16 protein-coding genes and 2 pseudogenes are annotated in these 19,089 nt (G+C 71.3%); 13 read left to right on the top strand and 5 right to left on the bottom strand.

Translation table 11 applies throughout. The features are described 5' to 3' along the window. The first annotated feature begins 150 nt into the window (after positions 1-150). The 8 genes and pseudogenes from ACFYPG_RS23080 (at position 151) to ACFYPG_RS23045 (ending at position 10,274) form a co-directional block, all read left to right on the top strand. On the top strand, positions 151-606 hold the full coding sequence (locus tag ACFYPG_RS23080; protein ID WP_354969622.1) for a Fur family transcriptional regulator: 456 nt from the start codon (positions 151-153) through the stop codon (positions 604-606). After that, complete coding sequence (gene katG, locus ACFYPG_RS23075) at positions 603-2,879, top strand: catalase/peroxidase HPI (protein WP_387353822.1); 2,277 nt, start codon at positions 603-605, stop codon at positions 2,877-2,879. The genes ACFYPG_RS23080 and katG overlap by 4 nt, the downstream gene beginning before the upstream one ends. 165 nt (positions 2,880-3,044) lie before the next feature. After that, on the top strand, positions 3,045-4,418 hold the full coding sequence (locus ACFYPG_RS23070; RefSeq protein ID WP_387353821.1) for a glycosyltransferase family 4 protein: 1,374 nt from the start codon (positions 3,045-3,047) through the stop codon (positions 4,416-4,418). Positions 4,419-4,631: 213 nt separating this feature from the next. Next, positions 4,632-6,056 carry an O-antigen ligase family protein gene (locus tag ACFYPG_RS23065; protein WP_387353820.1) on the top strand — a complete coding sequence of 475 codons (1,425 nt, stop codon included), beginning with the start codon at positions 4,632-4,634 and terminating at the stop codon, positions 6,054-6,056. A 24-nt stretch (positions 6,057-6,080) separates the two neighbouring features. Beyond that, a complete protein-coding gene (locus ACFYPG_RS23060; protein ID WP_387353819.1) occupies positions 6,081-7,094 on the top strand; it encodes a Wzz/FepE/Etk N-terminal domain-containing protein in 1,014 nt (337 codons plus the stop codon). Positions 7,095-7,116: 22 nt separating this feature from the next. Continuing rightward, positions 7,117-8,715, top strand: a complete 1,599-nt coding sequence (locus tag ACFYPG_RS23055; protein ID WP_387353818.1) for an oligosaccharide flippase family protein — start codon at positions 7,117-7,119, stop codon at positions 8,713-8,715. Next, positions 8,712-9,563 (top strand): sulfotransferase family protein, encoded by an 852-nt coding sequence (locus tag ACFYPG_RS23050; protein WP_387353817.1) that lies wholly within the window; start codon positions 8,712-8,714, stop codon positions 9,561-9,563. Before ACFYPG_RS23055 ends, ACFYPG_RS23050 begins: the two co-directional genes overlap by 4 nt. A gap of 50 nt (positions 9,564-9,613) precedes the next feature. Continuing rightward, positions 9,614-10,274 (top strand): annotated as a pseudogene (locus ACFYPG_RS23045) (IS5 family transposase). Between the two features lie 142 nt (positions 10,275-10,416). On the opposite strand, the gene ACFYPG_RS23040 reads toward ACFYPG_RS23045, so the two are convergent. Next, a complete protein-coding gene (locus ACFYPG_RS23040; protein WP_355008601.1) occupies positions 10,417-10,734 on the bottom strand; it encodes a hypothetical protein in 318 nt (105 codons plus the stop codon). A 107-nt stretch (positions 10,735-10,841) separates the two neighbouring features. Here ACFYPG_RS23040 and ACFYPG_RS23035 point away from each other — a divergent pair, with 107 nt between their 5' ends. Beyond that, positions 10,842-11,069, top strand: a complete 228-nt coding sequence (locus ACFYPG_RS23035; protein WP_355008602.1) for a hypothetical protein — start codon at positions 10,842-10,844, stop codon at positions 11,067-11,069. Here the strand turns inward: ACFYPG_RS23035 and ACFYPG_RS23030 are convergent. From ACFYPG_RS23030 to ACFYPG_RS23020, 3 genes are read right to left on the bottom strand one after another with little or no spacing between them, the layout of a single operon-like run. After that, complete coding sequence (locus ACFYPG_RS23030; protein ID WP_387353816.1) at positions 11,066-12,547, bottom strand: hypothetical protein; 1,482 nt, start codon at positions 12,545-12,547, stop codon at positions 11,066-11,068. The two genes, ACFYPG_RS23035 and ACFYPG_RS23030, sit on opposite strands and share 4 nt — an antisense overlap. After that, positions 12,544-13,323 (bottom strand): sulfotransferase, encoded by a 780-nt coding sequence (locus ACFYPG_RS23025; protein ID WP_355008604.1) that lies wholly within the window; start codon positions 13,321-13,323, stop codon positions 12,544-12,546. The genes ACFYPG_RS23030 and ACFYPG_RS23025 overlap by 4 nt, the downstream gene beginning before the upstream one ends. Then, on the bottom strand, positions 13,316-14,278 hold the full coding sequence (locus tag ACFYPG_RS23020) for a hypothetical protein (protein ID WP_387353815.1): 963 nt from the start codon (positions 14,276-14,278) through the stop codon (positions 13,316-13,318). Before ACFYPG_RS23020 ends, ACFYPG_RS23025 begins: the two co-directional genes overlap by 8 nt. Positions 14,279-14,536: 258 nt before the next feature. Here ACFYPG_RS23020 and ACFYPG_RS23015 point away from each other — a divergent pair, with 258 nt between their 5' ends. From ACFYPG_RS23015 to ACFYPG_RS23005, 3 genes are read left to right on the top strand one after another with little or no spacing between them, the layout of a single operon-like run. Next, complete coding sequence (locus ACFYPG_RS23015) at positions 14,537-15,808, top strand: glycosyltransferase (protein WP_387353814.1); 1,272 nt, start codon at positions 14,537-14,539, stop codon at positions 15,806-15,808. Continuing rightward, positions 15,805-16,824, top strand: coding sequence for a sulfotransferase (locus tag ACFYPG_RS23010; protein WP_387353813.1), 1,020 nt, complete (start codon positions 15,805-15,807; stop codon positions 16,822-16,824). Before ACFYPG_RS23015 ends, ACFYPG_RS23010 begins: the two co-directional genes overlap by 4 nt. 3 nt (positions 16,825-16,827) lie before the next feature. Beyond that, on the top strand, positions 16,828-17,757 hold the full coding sequence (locus ACFYPG_RS23005) for a sulfotransferase (protein ID WP_355008608.1): 930 nt from the start codon (positions 16,828-16,830) through the stop codon (positions 17,755-17,757). Positions 17,758-17,961: 204 nt separating this feature from the next. Here ACFYPG_RS23005 and ACFYPG_RS23000 read toward each other — a convergent pair. Then, positions 17,962-18,048 (bottom strand): annotated as a pseudogene (locus ACFYPG_RS23000) (SipW-dependent-type signal peptide-containing protein); the annotation flags it as partial. Positions 18,049-18,257: 209 nt separating this feature from the next. Between ACFYPG_RS23000 and ACFYPG_RS22995 the strand changes: the two are divergent. Beyond that, positions 18,258-18,935, top strand: a complete 678-nt coding sequence (locus tag ACFYPG_RS22995) for a hypothetical protein (RefSeq protein ID WP_387353812.1) — start codon at positions 18,258-18,260, stop codon at positions 18,933-18,935. Positions 18,936-19,089 lie beyond the last annotated feature (154 nt).

Raw genomic sequence — 19,089 nt, 5'->3', positions numbered from 1 at the left:
CCGGGGACGGAGCCGCTAGGCACTTCTCGACATGGCTGTCCGAATTTCTTCCTCCCGCAGGTTAACCTCGGGTGAATCGTCCGCCCTTGAGGCACCTCGGGCAGTGCAAAACTTGATTCGTTCCAAAAAAGTGAGCTAGTGTTCGTACCCGTGATGTCCGACTTCGAGGCGCAGCTACGGGCTGTCTCGTTGCGCGTGACCCGGCCCCGGTTGGCGGTGCTCGCGGCGCTGCGTGACCACCCACACGTCGGCACCGACGCGGTGATCGCGCTGGTCCGCGCGGACCACCCCACGGTCTCCCACCAGGCGGTGTACGACGTGCTGCGGGTGCTCACCGACGCCGGGTTGGTGCGGCGCATCCAGCCGGCCGGGGCGACCGCCCGATACGAGTCCCGGATCTCGGACAATCACCACCATGTCGTGTGCCGCTCCTGCGGCGCCATCGCCGACGTCGACTGTGCCGTCGGCCACGCTCCCTGTCTCACCGCCTCAGGGGACCACGGTTTCGTGGTCGACGAGGCGGAGGTCGTCTACTGGGGCACCTGTCCCGACTGCGCGACCGAACGCACGCCCCAGAGATCCGCAAGCTCGGAAGGAAGTACATGAGCGACACCCAGGACAACGGCCCCACCAGTGCGCAGGGCGTGGACCAGAAGGCAGCGGCCGGCTGCCCGGTCGCGCACGACTCGGTGACCGCGCACGGCAGCGAGAGTGAGAACCCGGCGATCGACTCGCCGACCCCGAAGACCGGTGGTCGTCCGCGCACCAACCGGGACTGGTGGCCCAACCAGCTCGACCTCTCGGTGCTGCACGCCCACTCGAACAAGGGCAACCCGCTGGGCGAGAACTTCAGCTACGCCAGGGAGTTCGCCAAGCTCGACGTCGAGGCCCTCAAGCGCGACATCGTCGAGGTTCTCACCACCTCGCAGGACTGGTGGCCGGCCGACTTCGGCCACTACGGCGGCCTGATGATCCGGATGAGCTGGCACTCCGCCGGCACGTACCGTATCGAGGACGGTCGCGGTGGCGCCGGCGACGGTGGTCAGCGTTTCGCTCCGCTCAACAGCTGGCCGGACAACGCCAACCTGGACAAGGCCCGCCGGCTGCTCTGGCCGGTCAAGCAGAAGTACGGCCAGAAGATCTCCTGGGCCGACCTGATCGTGCTCGCCGGCAATGTCGCCCTGGAGTCGATGGGCTTCAAGACCTTCGGCTTCGGTTTCGGTCGCGAGGATGTGTGGGAGCCCGAGGAGATCTTCTGGGGCCCCGAGGACACCTGGCTGGGAGACGAGCGCTACGCCTCCGAGAAGGAGATGGCGGCTGGCGTCGGCTCGACCGAGATGGGTCTCATCTACGTCAACCCGGAGGGCCCCCGCGGCAACGCGGACCCGCTTGCGGCGGCGCACTTCATCCGCGAGACCTTCGGCCGGATGGCGATGAACGACGAGGAGACCGTCGCCCTCATCGCCGGTGGTCACACCTTCGGTAAGACCCACGGTGCCGGCGTCGCCGACAACCACGTGGGTCCGGAGCCCGAGGGCGCGCCGCTGGAGGCGCAGGGCCTGGGTTGGCTGAGCACCCACGGCAGCGGCAAGGGCGCGGACACGATCACCAGTGGTCTCGAGGTGACGTGGACCGACGTGCCGACGCAGTGGAGCAACCGCTTCTTCGAGATCCTCTTCGGCTACGAGTGGGAGCTCACCACCAGCCCCGGCGGTGCGAAGCAGTGGGTCGCCAAGGACGCCGAGGCGATCATTCCGGACCCCTTCGACCCGGCGAAGAAGCACCGGCCGACGATGCTCACGACCGACCTGTCGCTGCGCGTCGACCCGGCGTACGAGAAGATCTCCCGCCGCTTCCTGGAGAACCCCGACCAGTTCGCGCTGGCCTTCGCCAAGGCGTGGTACAAGCTGCTGCACCGCGACATGGGCCCGATCGAGCGCTTCCTCGGGCCGTGGGTGGCCGAGCCGCAGCTCTGGCAGGACCCGGTGCCGGCCGTCGACCACGAGCTGGTGGGCGACGCCGACATCGCCGCACTCAAGGCGAAGGTCCTGGAGTCGGGTCTCACGATCGACCAGCTGGTCTCCACCGCCTGGGCGTCCGCCGCGAGCTTCCGGCACACCGACAAGCGCGGTGGCGCCAACGGCGCGCGGATCCGTCTCGAGCCGCAGCGCAACTGGGAGGTCAACCAGCCGGAGCAGCTCGCGACCGTCCTGACCACCCTCGAGGGCATCCAGCGGGAGTTCAACGAGGCCGGCGGCGCGAAGATCTCCATCGCCGACCTGATCGTGCTGGCCGGTTCGGCAGCCGTCGAGAAGGCGGCGCGGGACGCCGGCGTCGAGGTGACCGTTCCGTTCCGGGCGGGCCGCACCGACGCGACCCAGGAGCAGACCGACACTGAGTCGTTCCGGGTCATGGAGCCGCGCGCCGACGGGTTCCGCAACTACCTGCGTCCCGGCGAGAAGACCCAGCCGGAGGTGCTGCTCATCGACCGGGCCTACATGCTCAACCTGACCGCGCCCGAGATGACCGTCCTCATCGGCGGTCTGCGCTCCCTCGGCGCCAACGTCGGCGGCAGCCAGCACGGTGTGCTCACCGACCGGCCGGGCGTGCTCACCAACGACTTCTTCGCCAACCTGCTCTCCCCGGGCACCCGGTGGAGCGCGTCGAAGTCCGACGAGCACGTGTACGAGATCCGCGACCTGGCCACCGATGAGGTGAAGTGGACCGCCAGCGCGGTCGACCTCATCTTCGGGTCCAACTCGCAGCTGCGCGCCCTGGCCGAGGTCTACGCCAGCCAGGACGCCCGCGACAAGTTCGTCGCCGACTTCGTGGCCGCCTGGACCAAGGTCATGGAGCTCGACCGGTTCGATCTCGCCTGACAGGTACCACCGACGAGCCCCGGCCGATCGCACGTGATCGACCGGGGCTCGTCGCCGTTCGCGTGCCGTTCGACGCGGCACCAGCGCCGGTCACCTCGATGTCATCCCCGATGCCATTCCCTTTGCGGCGAATCCCATGGATGATTTTCCTGTCTCATTGATCAGGTGGCGGACGGGCCCATCCATGGCAAGGTGTTGACCCTGCCCCGGGCGGCGGGCGCGGACCTAGTCACGCAGGGAGTCAACGTGGCCCATCCCGACCTGCAGGCCGAGGACGTGGACCAGCACGCCGGAAGCCCTGCGATACCCCGGCAACGGATGGTCTCCGCCGGGCGGTCCCGAGCGGGCGTCGCCGACACAGCAGTCGCCTGGCGTCCGCTGCGGATCGCGATGATCGGTCAGAAGGGGATACCGGCGACCTACGGCGGGATCGAACGGCACGTGGAGGAGATGGCCAGCCGGATCGCCAGCTACGGCCACGAGGTCACCGTCTACTGCCGCCGGAGCTACGGCGAGACGCCCGCCGACGGCTACCGGGGCGTACGGCTGCGCCAGACCCACACGATCGCGAGCAAGCACCTCGACGCCATCGTGCACGCGGCGACCTCGACCATGGCGGCGATGGCCGCGCGGCCCGACATCGTGCACTACCACGGGCTCGGGCCGGCCCTGGTCGCCCCACTTCCGCGTGCCCTGTCCCGGGCGCGCGTGGTGTTGACGGTGCACGGGCTGGACAACCAGCGGGGCAAGTGGGGGCTCGCCGCGCGGGCCGTGCTGGGCAGCGCCCACTGGTTCAGCGGGTACGTCCCGCACCAGCGGGTAGCGGTCTCCCAGGGGCTCGCCGCCCACTACGGCGCCCGGTTCGGCCGCCCGACGACCTACATCCCGAACGGCGTGAACTCGGCCCGACCGGCGCGTACCCGTCAGATCCAGAACCGGTTCGGGCTGACCCCCGGCGGCTACCTGCTGCTGGTCGGTCGGCTGGTGCCGGAGAAGGCGGCCGACCTGCTGATCCGGGCCTTCCGCCGGACCGAGACCCCGATGCGCCTGGCGATCGTCGGCGGGTCGTCGTTCACCGACGACTTCGTGGACCGGCTGCGCCGGGAAGCCGGGGCGGACGACCGGATCGTCTTCACCGGGTTCGCCTACGACGACCTGCTCGCCGAGCTGTACGCCGGAGCCGCCGGCTTCGTTCAACCGTCCCGGTTGGAGGGACTGCCGTTGACGTTGCTGGAGGCGGCCGCGTACGGGCTGCCAGTGGTCGCCAGCGACATCGCGCCGCACGTCGAGGTGCTCAAGGCCGACACCGCCGGCGGGCGGTTGTTCCGCGACGGCGACGAGGACGACCTGGTCCGGGTGTTGACGTCGCTGCTCGCCAACCTGCCGGCTGAACGGGCCGGCGCGGTGGCGCTGGGCGAGCAGATCACCAGCAGGTACAGCTGGGACACCGCCGCCCGCGAGTTGGAGGAGCTCTATCTCCGGCTGGCCCCGGAGCCGGGCCGCCGGGCCAGGGCACGACAGGCGGCGACCGTCGACTGACCGGACGGTGTCAGCCGGGGCAGTGTCGGATCAGCCCCCCGGGGGACGGGGCAGTCGGTGCAATGGCCCCTTCTGCCGTCGAGGTGACAGGACTAGATTGAACCGATCTTGTGCCGGGAGGACATCGGTTGGCCGCGCCCGGCAGCGGCCCAGCAGCGTCGATTCAGTTCAGTGGGATCAGTGGAACAACACACTCAGCAGGTCACTCCGCTCATGACCAGGCGGCTCGACCCGACCCGCCTGCTCACCGGCGCGGCGGCGCTGGCCGCCGCGGTCGTGGCGGTGGTCGCGGGTGTCTCCATGGCGGCCGGTGACCGCAGGGGGATGGTGCTGCCGCTCGCGGCGGTCGTGGGGATCGCGCTGGCAGTCCTCGCGCTGACCCGGTTCGCCGGGTACGTGCTGCTGATGCTCGCGGTGCGCTCCTGCGTCGACCTGTTCAAGCTGACCGGCCCGAGCGCCGGCCAGGCCGAATCCGGCGGAACGGCCCGGGCGGTGGACCCCTCCACCCTGCTCGCCGTGCTGTTCCTCCTCGCCGCCGGGCTCTGGCTGGCCGCGCAGCTCAGCCGGCACGGGCGGCTACGCGGCTCCCCGCTCAGCTGGGCCATGCTGCTCGTCGGTGCCAGCAGCCTGGTCAGCGCCCTCGGTGCCAGCCAGCCGGCGAACAGCCTGCTGGAGGCGCTGCGGATCCTCACCGTGGTGGTGATGTTCGTGGTGCTGGAACAGCTCATGCCGGACACCGCGGCGATCCGTCGGGTCCTACTCGCCTGCTACGCCTCGCTGGTGCTGGCGCTGGGCTACACAGTCGTGCTGTCGCTGCTCGGCAACCCGCCGGCCGAGGTGAAGGGCGACTTCACCCGCATCAGCGGCACGTTCAGCCAGTCGACCACGTTCGGCCGCTACCTGATGTTCATGGTGATCTTCGGGTTCGCGGTGTACCGCTTCCTCGATCGTCGCCTGCGGGCGTCCCTCGGGGTGCTGCTCGCGCTCTCGCTGCTGTTCCTGCTGCTCACCAACACCCGCAGCGCCCTGCTCGGTGCGGCGATCGGCCTGGTGGTGGTCGCCGCGCTGCATCGCAGCAAGCGGATGCTGGTCACCCTCTGCGTGGTGGCGGTCGCCGGGGTGGCACTGGTGCCCGCCGTCGGCGAACGCTTCGCCCAACTCGGCACGTCCCGGGCTGTCGGCGGAGACCCGACCGGAAACACCCTGGCCTGGCGGATCGGCTACTGGACCGAGATCGTCACACTCGCCGACCGGAACCCGGTGACCGGCATCGGGCCGAACATGACCCAGCGGGAGACCGACGAGGCGAAGAAGCCGCACAACGACTTCCTGCGGGCGTACGTGGAGACCGGGCTGCTCGGTCTCGGGGCGTACCTGCTGATGCTGTTCGCCCTTGTGCGCACCGCCCGGACCGCGCTGCGGCGCGCGCCTCCGGGCAGCTTCGAGCGCGGCGTCGCGGTCGGGTTCACCGGCTGCGCCGCCGCGTTCGTGGCGGTCAGCGCCGCCTCCAACGTCATTTCCAACGTGGTCACCCTCTGGTACTTCGTCGCGTTCGCCGCGGCGGCCAGCGTGATCGCCCGCCAGCCGGCTCCGAACCTGACCGGCGAGCAGCCACGAGGCACGTCCGTCCCGGTTTGACTGAACGACAGCATTGGGGAAAAAGTGGAGATCGTCGACTACCTGCGGGTCGCCCGGCGGCGCCTCTGGGTACTCGTGGGGGTGCCGGTGCTCGCCACCGGCGCTGCGGCCGCCATCGTCCTGTCAGCGCCACAGCAGTTCAGCGGGACCGCGTACGTGGCGGCGCCGGCCCTGGTGGGCGGCGTGGCCGGGACGCAGTACACCGGTACGCAGGCGGCGAACCAGTTCGTAGCGGCGTTCGGCGCGGCGGTCACCTCGCCCCGCGTCCTCGCCGACGTGGCCGCCGACACCGGGGTGCCGCCGGAGCGGTTGCGCGACGGGCTCGCCATCACCCAGGTCGGCGCGAGCAGCCAGTTGGAGGTGACCTACACCGCCGGCGACCGGGCGACTGTCGCGCCGGTGCTGACCGCGACCACCACCCGGGCGCTGGCCTTCCTCTTCTCCTCCCAGGTCGGCATCGCCACCGGTGAGGTCGAGGCGGCCAACGCCGACGTCACCGCGGCGACCAAGGCGATCGGTGAGTGGGAGAAGACGAACAAGGTCTCCCAGCCGGACCGGATCTACCAGGCCACGTTGGGCGAGCTGACCAGCCTGCGCCAGCAGCAGCTCTCCATGCAGGCGGTCGGCAACGGTCGAGGTGTCGACGCGGCGACCGCCGCGATCACCGCCGCCCAGAAGAAGCTCGACGAGCTGGGGCCGAAGCTCCCCGACTACCAGGCCCTGATCGCCCAGCGGGACGCGGCGACCAACGCCCTGTCCCAGGCGCGGGAGGGGTTGCAGGCGGCGCGGGCGCAGGCCCAGGCCGCCGATCCCAAGCAGGTGACCAGCATCGGCGAGGCGCACGAGGTGAGCCGGATGACCGAGCTGGTGCGCACCGCCCTGCCGGTGGGCGGAGCGGGTCTGCTGCTCGGGGTGCTGCTGGTGGGCGTACTCGAAATGCTCTCCCGGGGTCGCGCCGCCGCCCGGCCGGTGGCCCCGGCGGCGACCACAGCGGCCCCCTCGGCGCCGGCGGAGACCGTGACCGCGGCACGGCCGTGACCGCCGGAGAACCGGCCGCCGGGTGCGCGAGGTGACCGGCCGGTCGCCGGCCGCGCCGGAGACCGGCGACCAGCAGGTACGCGGCATGGCCCGCGGCGGTGTGCTGAACCTGGGCAGCGCCGTGCTCAGCCAGGTGGCGCTCTTCCTGGTCATGTTGTTGCTGGCCCGGGTGCTGGGTGTACGCGAACTCGGCCGGTACGCCCAGGTCTACGCCGTGCTGTCGCTGCTGGGGCTGCTCTCGCTCTCCGGCTTCCGGGCCGGGCTGACCCGGTTCGTGGCGGTGCACCTCGCCGACGACGAGCCGGCCGCCCTGCGGGGCGCGATCCGGCTCGGGATCGGCATCTCGGCCGTGGCGTCCACAGTGATCGCCCTCGGTCTGGTGGTCGGCGCGCCGTGGCTCGCCGACGCCCTGCACGACCCGCAGCTCACCACCGGGCTGCGGTTGGCGGCGCTCTGCCTGCCCGCCGCCACCGTCTGCGAGGCCGCCCTCGCGGCCACCCGCGGGTGGCGCACACAACGGGCGTACGCGCTCATCGGCCAGGTCTACGAGCCGGCCGCCCGGCTGGTGCTCACCGCTCTGGCGCTCGCCCTCGGGGCCGGCCTGACCGGCGCGTTCTGGGCGCTGGTGGCGGCGAGCTGGAGCGCGGCCGGGCTCGCCCTCGTGGCACTCGCCCGGATGGTGCGTCGGGTGCCCGCCGCCCGGCCCGCGTACCGGCCGGGTGAGCTGTTCCGATTCTCCACCGTCAGCTGGGTCTCCTCGCTGTCGTCCACCGGGCTGATCTGGGTGGACGCGCTGCTGCTCGGCTTCTTCGACTACGGTCCCGACGCGATCGGCGTCTATCACGTGGCGACCCGGCTGGTCACGATCGCGGTGTTCGTGCTGGCACCGGTGAACGCCTCGTTCGGTCCGCACCTGGCGCACCTCTACCACCAGGGTCGACTGGACGAGGTACGCCGGATCTACCGGGTCGCCACCGGTTGGGTGCTCCGGCTGTCGCTGCCGGCCTTCGTGGCGTTGCTGGTCTTTCCGGAGCAGTTGCTGCGCGTGGTCGGCGGGCCGGGTCTGGCCGGCGGTGCGGCGGTGACAGTGGTGCTGGCGCTCGGCCAACTGGTGAACGCCGCCACCGGGCCCTGCGGGACGTTGCTGAACATGTCCGGCCGGGTCTCGGTCAACATGGTGGACAACCTCGCGGCCCTGCTGCTCAACGTCCTGCTCAACCTCTGGCTCATCCCGGCGTACGGCATTCTCGGCGCGGCGGTGGCCTGGGCGGTGTCGTTGGCAGCGGTGAACGTCGCACGGGTCTGGCAGGTGCGCGCGCAGGTGCACACCGTGCCGGTGACGGCGGGCATGGTCAAGGGCCTGGTCGCCGCGCTGGTCGCGATGGGTGCCGGGTTCGGTGTGCGGTGGCTGCTCGGGGACGGGACCGTGCAGCTCGCGGTCGGTCTGGCCGCGATCGTGGCGGTGTACCTCGCCGTGGTGCTCGCCCTCGGGCTCAGTCGGGAGGACGTCATGGTGTTGCGCTCGGTGACCCGCCGAAATGGTCGACGCGCCCCGGCCGACCCCGCCGGCCCCGCCGACGGTGCCGGTGTGGGTGCCGGCCGCCCCGTGGCCCGCTCGTGACCGGCGTCGTGCGGCGTCAGGTCACCGATCGGCTGCGTCGGGGGGTACGCGCGGCGCGGGCGTGGGGGCGCGCGGCGAAGCCGGGAGAGCCCGGTCCGCTGCCGGACTTCCTGGTGATCGGTGGGCAGCGCTGCGGCACCACGTCGCTGTACCACCACCTTGCCGCGCATCCGCTGGTCCGGGTGGCCAGCGGTAAGGAGTTGCAGTACTTCAGCGTCCACAGTGGTCGGGGGATGCGGTGGTACCGGGGGCACTTTCCGCACCTCGGTCCCGGTGAGCGGACGTTCGAGGCGAGCCCCTACTACCTGTTCCATCCGAGCGTGCCGGCCCGGGTCGCGGCGACCCTGCCGCAGGCCCGCTTCGTCGTCCTGCTGCGCGATCCGGTGCAGCGGGCCTACTCGCACTACCTGCACACCCGCTCATACGGCGTCGAGCCGCTGTCCTTCGCCGACGCCCTCGACGCGGAGGAGGAGCGGCTGGCCCGGGCGACGCGCGGTGGCCCGGACAGCGCCGCCGCGCACCGCGCGTTGCGTAACTATTCGTATGCCGCCCGGGGTCGCTACGCCGAGCAGTTGGACCGCTGGTTCGCGCAGGTCCCGCGGGAGCGGATCCACGTCGCCCGAACCGAGGACCTGCACACCGACCCGGCCGGCACGTACGCCGACATGCTGCGCTTCGTCGGCCTGCCGGCCTTCACCCCCGAGGCGTTCACCCGGCACACCCGTCGCGTCGACCCGGGAGTCTCCGAGCTCACGCCGGAGCTGCGAGAGCGCCTGGGTGAGCACTTCGCGCCGCACAACGCGCGCCTGGCCGCGCTGTTGGGCTGGCCCGACCCCTGGCCCGGCTAGGGCGTGTCCTGCCGATCTTGTAGCGGTTGATCGTTGACGATGTGCCGGTGGTGCGTCGTGGTGAACTGACTGACGAGGCGTGGGCGGTGATCGTGCCGCTGCTGCCGGAGCCGGGCGGTGCGCGGGGGCGGTGGCGGGATCACCGACAGGTCATCAACGGGATTCTGTGGAAGCTGCGCACGGGGGCGCCGTGGCGTCACCTGCCGGAACGCTTCGGGCCGTGGAAGACCTGCCACGAACGGCTGCGGCGGTGGACCGCGGATGGCACCTGGGATCGGATCCTCGCCGCAGCGCAGGTCCATGACGACGGCACACCGGTTCAGTGGACGATCAGCATCGACTCGTCGGTCGTGCGGGCGCATCAGCATTCCGCTGGCGCCCGCAAAAGAGGGCTCCCTATCAAGTCCGGCGACGCCTGCTGCGCAAGATGGCGAGGCTATCGGCCGGTCTCGAGGCGGACTGAGTACGAAGATCCGCCTCGCCGTCGACGGACACGGCCGGCCGCTGTCGATCCTGCTCACCCCTGGCCAGGCCGGCGACAACCCGCAGTTGCTGGCGCTACTGGACGCGATCCGGGTCAACGAACCTGGACCCGGACGGCCCCGTAAACGTCCCGACGTGTTGATCGCCGACAAGGGTTACGCGCACGTGGTGGAACGCTGCTTCAACCGCCTCAAGCAGTGGCGTGACCTGGCCACCCGCTACGCATGAGCGTGATGTCTGTGAGTCATCACGATGACTCACAGACATCAGCGTCATCGGTACGGGCGGCCAGCGCGCGGGACCCGTCGGACCCAAACGCGCATCCCTTTACCGCGCCATCCTCGTCCTCATCGCCGCCATCGTTTGGCTCTCATGAGCACTCGGATGGCTCATCCGGGATCACAAGCTCGTTCAATCCATCGATCACCCGAGCGCCGAGATCCCAACGATCGGCGAGATCGGTGATCGTTGCGTACTCCTCACCTGTCAGCCGCACCCGGTAGTCGAAGACGTTGGCACAGAGCGTGTCCAGCCCGAGTTGCTCCTCACCCGCCATCACTTCAACCAGCGAGTCCGCGAGTCGGGGATCCAGGGGTGCGCCCATCTCGGCCTCAGCCTGGGGATCCGCCCGTCCCGATAGCGCCTCGACCAGACGCTGGAAGCACCGTTGATCCTCGGTCCGGTACACAGCCGAAGCATGTCATGACCAGGACTGACGATCCATGATCGGCGGAACACGCCCTAGGCAGTGTCACCGTCGTTTGTGGACTGCCTGGGGCGGGCACAAGACACGCCATGGCGAATAGACGAGGCACGTTGGTCGGCAACTACCTCATGCGACTCATCGGTGGCGTGGCAGTCATCTTCGGCATCTTGATGCTGTTCAGTGCGCTGTCCCGGGGGGACCTCATTGGGCTGGCGCTCGGCGTCGTCCTCGTTGGCGGTGGCGCGTTCCTCCTCAAGCGTTCGGGCAAGACCGGCCGGGTGAAAGAGGTGGCCGCTACGCGCGGCACGACGGTCTAGCGGACGGCGGCGAGGATCCGGTCCACCGGCTGGTCGGCGCGGAGCAGGACGGGGACGTCGGTCACTGTGGTGCCGCCGCCGGCCGCGCCCAGCGGGGAACCCACCGCCCCGGTCCGTCCGCCCGGTGTCGCCGGCACGGTCACCGGCGTGTTCGACGCCGACCAGAGCACCAGCGTGCTCGACCCGCCCCGGACGAACGCGACCCCGTGCAGCCTGCCGGCCACCGGGGCGGGCAGCGGGGTGACTGTGGCGTCCCGCGCCGCGTCGGCCAGGGCGGCCAGCATCCGGCCGGCGTCCCGCTCAGCGCCGTCCGGGTCGAGCAGGCCGTAGCGGACCTCGCTGCCGGCGGCGTTGTTCGGGTTGTACGCCAACGGCAGCCAGCTGATCTCACCGATCCCGCCGGCGACCAGCAGGGTGACCGTCTTGACCATCTCCGCCGCCCGGCTGGTCGGGTCACCGTCGCCGTCGCGCCAGAACTGCCCGACCTCCCACGCCTGGATCGGCGTACCCGGTGGTGTGGTGGCGCGCAGGTAGTCCAGCAGCGGGGCCACCCCGCTGAAGTGCTCGTAGAAGTGCACCTGGCGGACGTCGACGGTGCGGTCGGTCAGCAGCGACTCGGTCACCGCCAGGAAGCGCAGGCTGCGGCTGTTGGTCTCGGTGCCGAGCGCCCGGCGCAGTTGCGCCTCCCCGTTCACCGCCGGGATCTGCTGCCCCCGGGTGCCGACCCGACGTTGGAAGTACGCCTGGTAGGCGGCGACGGCCTCGGGCATCCGACCGGCGCGCACCAGCCGGTCGGCGACACCCATGCCGTACGCGACGCTGCTGATGCCGGAGTCGACCACCAGCGCCTTCGGGTCGGTCGCGCGGATCGTCTCGGCGGCGGCCCGGACCAGCCGCGCGTACTCCTCGGGGCTGCCGGCCCAGTAGCTCGGCGCGTTGACCTCGTTCTCGATGGCGTACTCCCGTACCCCGTACGGGCCGTAGCGCTGCACCACCGAGCGGACGAAGCGCTGGTACGCGCCGAGGTCGGTGGGCATCGCCGACTCGGTCTTGTTCGCCGCGCCCCGGGTGTAGCGGGCCTTGCCACCGGTCGCCCAGCACACGCCGGTGCGGATCTTCAGGTGCAGCGTGACGCCCAGGTCCCGGCTGCGCGAGGCGATTTCGTCCAGCCCAGCCCAGTCGACCTGCCCCGAGGTCCGTTCGATCTCGCACCAGGAGATCTCCTCGTACGTCGCCGAACCGGCGAGCCGGCGCAGGTACGGCTCGAACTGCTGGTACCGCGACCAGTCCCAGTGCGCGCCGAACGGGTTGCTCACCGGGTCGCCGACGCGCGCCGGCGGGGCGGCTCCGGGTGTCACCTTCGCGGAGGGGGTGGCGGCCGGTGGCGGATCGTCGTCGCCGGCGGTGCAGCCGGCGGTGAGCAGGAGCGTGACGGCGACGGCGGTCGCGGCCGCGCGCAGCCGGCCGGGGCGGGTCACCGGTAGCCCAGCGCGCGCAGGGTCGGACCGGAGAAGACCCAGACCAGCAGGCGCAGGAACGGGTCGAGTTCGCGGCGGTAGCTGCCCACCCGGGAGCCGTAGATGGGCGCGGCGTCGCCCACCGCCGCCCGTCGCCGCTCCGCCTCGGTGGTGTACTTCTGCGCCACGTCGTGCTGCTTGCTGTCGTAGTCGAGGATGCCGTCCTCCCAGGGCTCGCCGAGGAATTCGAAGAGGCCGCGCATCGTCTTCTCCGGCTCGCTGACCGCCTCCTCGTACCGCAGCTCGTAGTAGCGGTCCGCCGGCAGAGTTGCGCCGACGGCCCGCGCGGCGCGGATGTAGCGCGGCCACTTCACCACGCACTTCACAGCGGACCAGTAGCCGAACCGTTTGCGGTGCGAGACCACCACGTCGCGGCCGTCCCGGATGAGGTGCACGATCTGGGCGTCCGGGAAGACCTCGGTGACGAAGTCGAGCGACATGGCGTACAGCGGGGTCTTGTCGGCCCACCGGGCCTTGCCCCGCGTGGCTGCGTAGTCGGCGTGCACCCCGCCGAAGAAGTCCCGGATCCGGCGCAACCAGTCCTCGCGCGGAAAACCGAAGCGGGCCAGCCGCTCCCAGTCCCGGCCGACGATCCGTCGCAGGTCCGGCAGGAACCGGGTCTCCGGACCGCAACTGATCCGCGAGTGCGAGTCCAGGACGAGACGCACCATCGTGGTGCCCGACCGCTGGCAGCCGACCAGGAAGATCGGTGCGGTACGGGTTCCGGTCTCAGCCACTGTCGACCGCCTTCGTCGTCTCGGATCGGGCGTCGGCCGCGGCGCGATCGAGCCGGTCGGTCAGCTCGTCGCAGCGGGCCCGGACGCCCCTGTCGATCGGTAGCCGTCGGTGGTTCGTCGGGCCGTGCGACGCGCGTGGGGCGATGTGCGCGTGCAGCCGGGGATGGTAGGGGAAGTCGAGGAAGGCGCAGAGCCGCCGGAGCTGCGCGGCGGGCTTCGCGACCAGGCTGTCGTAGCGGCAGAGCAGCACGTCGGCCCGCTGGTCCAGGCCGAGCTGGAAGAACAGCGAGTTGCGGACGTACCAGAACAGCGCGGCGCCGCTATGCGGATCCAACCCCTGCGGGTCGTGGGCCCGGATCAGCTCGACGGTGTCGGCGTCGAGGCGTTGCCCCTGCCACCGGCTGCCGATGCTGCCGTCGGCGATCGCCCGCAGGGCCCGCAGGTTGGCGTCACCGAACTTGGCGACCTCGGAGCGGGCCCGGTCGTCGACGTCGCGGTAGACCCAGAGCGCCCGCCCGGGGGTCAGCCCCGGCAGGGCCAGCAACTCATCCACGCGGTGGCTCTCACAGAGCGGCTTGACCAGGACGTACGCGTGCCGGCTGCGCTGGAGAGTGGCGGTCAGCACCGGGTCGGGGCGCAGTTGGAAGCGGTGGAAGAGACTGCCGTCGTTCTCGTTGCGGACCTCGACCTCTCCGGCGGCGTCCAGGCCCCGGACCAGCATGTTCGTGCCGGAGCGTTGCAGGCCGACCAGGTAGACCGGCATCGCCGAGCCGGGCGTCCGGCCGGCCCGCCGCCGCCAGCGTCGCTTCGCCAGTGCGGTGCCGATCCGGTCGACCGGGTTGAGGCGGTCCTCCTCGATCAGCCGTCCGATCCCCTCGGTACGAGCCCAGCGCAGATGCCGCCGGACCCGGCGCGCGGTGTACGCGAGCGCGGAGATCTCGTCGTCGGCTGCCACGGTCCTCCTCGTCGGACATCGGCCCCGGCCCTGTACCAGGGCGGGTGTGACCGGCGGCAGCCAGGCTATCTGGAGATCATGGCGGGAGGCCAGGCCGCGGACCGCACGGGCAGACGAAGATCACCCGTTCAGCCACATGCCAAACGTGAGCTGGACTCGCCGACCCGCCCTGCATACCGTGGGCCCTGGTCGGGGCGGGCAGACCCCGTCATCACCTCCGGGCCCGGATCGCCCGATCGATGTGAGCAGGGCGAGTCGATGCGCGTGCTGCACGTGAACAAGTTCCTCTACCGCCGTGGCGGCGCGGAGGGGTATCTGCTCGATCTCGCCGACCTGCAACGGGTCGCGGGCGACACTGTCGCCTACTTCGGCATGAGCCACCCGGAGAACGAGTCGCCGCTGCCGTACGCCGCGCGGTTCCCGTCCGAAGTGGAGTTGGAGCCGGCGCCGAGCGGGGTGCGGCCCCGCGCGGTGGCCGTCGGCCGGATGCTGTGGTCACCGACGAGCCGCCGCGGGCTGGCCCGGGTGATCGACGACTTTCGGCCGGACGTGCTGCACCTGCACAACATCTACCACCAGCTCTCCCCGTCGGTGCTCGCCGCCGCCCGCGCCGCCGGTGTGCCATGCGTCCTGACCATGCACGACTACAAGCTCGCCTGCCCGAGCTACCAGCTGCTGGACCGGGGCCGTCCCTGCCAGGCGTGCGTCACCGGTGGCCCGTTGCAGGCGGCCCGTCGCCGCTGCAAGGACGGGTCGCTGTCGCGCAGTGGCCTGCTCGCAGTCGAGTCCTGGTTGCACCGGCAGTTCGACGCGTACGACCCGGTGCAGCTCTTCGTGAGCCCGAGCGGGTTCCTGGCCGACGTGATGCGCCGCGCGGGCGTCTACCCGGACCGGCTGCGGGTGGTCAACCACTTCGTCGACCTGACCGGCGTCGCGGCCAAGCAGACCCCCGGCGGCGGTGTCGTCTTCGCCGGGCGGCTGGCGCCGGAGAAAGGGGTCGACGTGCTGATCGAGGCGGCCGCCGCGCTGCCGGACGGGGTCATCGTGGACATCGCCGGCGACGGCCCGGCCCGGCCGGAGTTGGAGGCGCTCGCCGCGCGGCGGGTGCCCGGCCGGGTCCGGTTCCACGGCCGTCTCGACAAGCCGCGCCTGCACGAGCTGATCCGGTCGGCGGCAGTGGTCGCCGTACCGTCGCGATGGCACGAGAACCAACCGATGGCGGTGCTGGAGGCGTTCGCCTGCGGTGTTCCGGTGGTCGCCACCGACCTGGGCGGGCTTCCCGAGCTGGTCGAGCCCGAGGTGGACGGCCGCATTGTCGCGGCCGACGCGCCGACGGCCCTCGGCGACGCGCTCAACGACCTCCTGGCCGCCCCGGACCGGGCATACCGGATGGGCCGGGCGGGTCGGGCGAAGATCGCCGCCCAGTTCGCCCCGGACCGGCACCTGGACCGGATCCGTGGGCTGTACGCGGAGGCCGCCGAGGCGCTGCCGTCGCGCCGGGCCGCCGCCGGTGGGGGAGCGGCCCGGTGAGCCCGGTACGGGTGCTCTACCTCGCCGGTAGCGGTCGCAGTGGCAGCACGCTGGTGACCACGGTCCTGGGACAGTTGCCGGGCTTCTTCGCGGCCGGCGAGCTGCGGTACCTGTGGCGGCGCGGCATCCTGGAGAACCGACAGTGCGGCTGCGGCGCCCCGGTCGCCGACTGCCCGCTCTGGGCCCGGGTGCGCGCCGACCTGACCGACGCCGACCCGGCCGGGATCGCCGCCCGGTTGGCCCAGCGGCTGCGGCTGCGCGGACTGCCCGCACTGCTGCGCCGCCAGCGTCGGGGGCAGCCGCCGGTCGCGGGCCACCCCGACGACACGCACCTGGCCCGGCTCTACGCCTCGATCGCCGAGCACGCCCTGGCCGGCCGGTCGGACGGCGTCATCGTCGACTCCTCCAAGCTGCCGCCGTACGGGGCCCTGCTCGGCGGCCTGCCCGGCATCGACCTGTACGTCCTGCACGTGGTGCGCGACCCGCGCGCCACCGCGTACTCGTGGCGTCGCCGACGCCCGCTGGACGGGCGTGCCGACGACCAGCTGATGAGCCGCCCACCGGTCGGCAAGGCCGCGCTGCTCTGGCTGGTCTGGAACACCGCGACCGTACGGCTGTGGGGCGACCGTCGCCGTGCGCCGGCCCGCTACCTGCGGGTGCGGTACGAGGACTTCGTCGCCGACCCGGCCGGTGCCACCGCCCGGATCGCCGGCTTCGTCGGCGCGATCCCCGACGAGCTTCCGTTTCCGACACCGGCCACGGTACGGCTCGCGCCCACCCACTCGGTGGCCGGCAACCCGTCGCGGCACCGCACCGGACTGGTCGACGTGGTCGCCGACAGCGAGTGGCTGACCGGGCTGCCCACCCGCGCGTACGCGGTGGTGACCGGGCTGACCGCCGTGGCGCTGACCCGCTTCGGCTACCCGTTGCGCCGCCCGGCGGCCACCTCACCCAAGGCCCGCTTCGCCGCGGACCCGGCCGTCTCCCCGTCACCCGCCACCCGGCAGAAAGGCTGAACGATGCTCTCACTGGTGGTGGGCACCGGTCGCTGCGGTTCGACACTGGTCCAGGAGTTGCTCTCCCGGCATCCAGCGGTCGGCTTCGTCTCCGGCCTGGACGACAAACTGGCCCGGCTCAACCCGAAGGGCAGGTTCAACGGACCGCTCTACCGGCGTTCGGCGCCGCGCCCGGCGGGGATGACCTCGCTGCGTCACAGTCGACGGTTGCTGGAGCGGGGCCGGCTCCGGGTCGCGCCGTCGGAGGCGTACCACCTGCTCGACCGGCAGGTCCTGGCCGGCTTCTCCCGACCGTGTCGGGACCTGGTCGCCGAGGACCTGACCCCGTTCGTGGCACGGCGGCTGCGGGCCTTCTTCGACGAGCGGATCGCGCGGCAGGGCTGTCAGCAGTTGGTGCAGCACGTCACCGGATGGCCGCGGACCGGCCTGCTGCACGCCGCGTACCCGGAGCTGCGGGTGGTCAACGTGGTGCGCGACGGCCGGGCGGTGGCCAACTCGTGGCTCCAGATGGGCTGGTGGGACGGCTGGCGCGGGCCGGACAACTGGATCTACGGCCCGCTCCCGTCCGACCTTCGGGAGGAGTGGGCCGAATCCGGTCGCTCCTTCCAGGTACTCGCCGCGCTGGGCTGGAAGATGCTGATGGACGCCTTCGCGCAGGCCCGACTGCGTCACCCGGCCGACCAGTGGCTGGACGTGCGCTACGAGGACCTGGTCGAGCAACCGCGCGAGCAGGTGAGCCGGATGCTCGACTTCCTCGGTCTGGGCTGGTCGACGGCCTTCGAGAAGGGCTTCTCCCGGTACGACTTCACAGTGGGCCGGGCGGAGGCGTACCGGGACGAACTCAGCCCGGCGCAGCTCGCCGCGATCGAACGGGTGCTGGAGAAGTCCCTGGCCGAGTGGGGCTACCCGGTCTACGGAACGCTGCAGGAGTAGAGGACAGCCGTCAGCATGCCGACCGTTCCGGTGACCGGTGTCGACGTCCAGCCGCCGGGGCCGTTCGCGACCAGGTTGAAGGTGCCGGTTCCGATGCCCAGCAACCCGCCCGGGACAGTGACCGAGGTGGCGCTGGCGCCGAGAGTCCCGCCGCCGGTGAAGCCGCCCGACAGCGGTGCTGCCCTCCGTGCTGAAGCTGCCCGCCGTGAACGTGCCCGTCGCGTACTCCGAGTCGTTCCAGGCGGCGAGGGTGATCGTCGCACCGAGGCCGAGGACGATCCCTCCGGCCAAGATGGCTTCAGCTTGCGAGAGCGGCCTCGACTGTTCGGTTTGTCCACTGCGCAAGGATCACGATAAGCACCCAAAAAAGGGTAAAACGCCCAAGCGGTTAAGTAGCCACGGGAGGTGCAGACAGGCAGGGAGCGCACCAATCGGCACTATCGACGGACGTCACGGGGCAGTTAATCTTTGGCCCCACCCCATCGATGTGAGGAGATGCGATGGCGCGCCGTACCGGCCGACCCTCCTACCAGCTGGACAAGGCCGATGTGCGGCACCGCCGCACAGTGCGCTTCGTGGCCGTCGCGGGCGTGATCGCACTGGTCACCGCGTTGCTCGGTGGGTTGATCGGCTACCAGTTGGGCCGTCCGGACGCGACTGAGGCGACCATCGCGAACATCAAGCAGGACGAGGCGAAGCGGGACGCTCAGCAGATCGTGGAGCTGATCGAGACGGCCCGGCGCGTCCGCGACCAGGTCGCCCCGGTGCTGGCCGCCATCAAGACGGAGACGACGGCCGGACGTGCGCCGGACCCGGCGCAGGCGCGCCAGTGGCAGGGGGTCATGCGCCAGGCGGCGGAGCCGTTCGCCGAGCCGCCGTCGGGGACCACCGCCACCAACGTGGCGCGCGGAGGCCTGCGCGGAGCGGTCGAGCAGGCGTCGCTGGCCGTCGACGCCTACGCGCTGGCGGCCGGCGTTCCAGCGGCGCAACGGGCGGCCCTGCTGGACGTCACCGCGCGGCAGGCGGCCGAAGCCGCGACGATCTGGTCGGTCGCGGCGACCCAGCTCGATCAGATCAGCGTCGATTCCGGCCAGGGCCACCAGCATGTGTTCCTGGACACAGACCCCCACGAAGGGGCCCTCACCCCGGACGGAGCGGCCGAGGGAACCGGTGGCTGAGGCCCTTTGCGGGGCAAGTGTCGGGTTTGTCGACTGAGGGCACCCCGCCGGGTCCGCCGAGCGGTCACGGCGTGATCTGGGGGCGACGCGCCGGATCGGGTACGGTCGCTAATCGCAAAGTCTATGAACCAGATTGGCTTTCTGTGAATTGGAA

This window comes from Micromonospora sp. NPDC005553, assembly GCF_042871765.1.
Classification (GTDB): domain Bacteria; phylum Actinomycetota; class Actinomycetes; order Mycobacteriales; family Micromonosporaceae; genus Micromonospora.
This window is presented reverse-complemented; position numbering and strand designations above follow the sequence as displayed.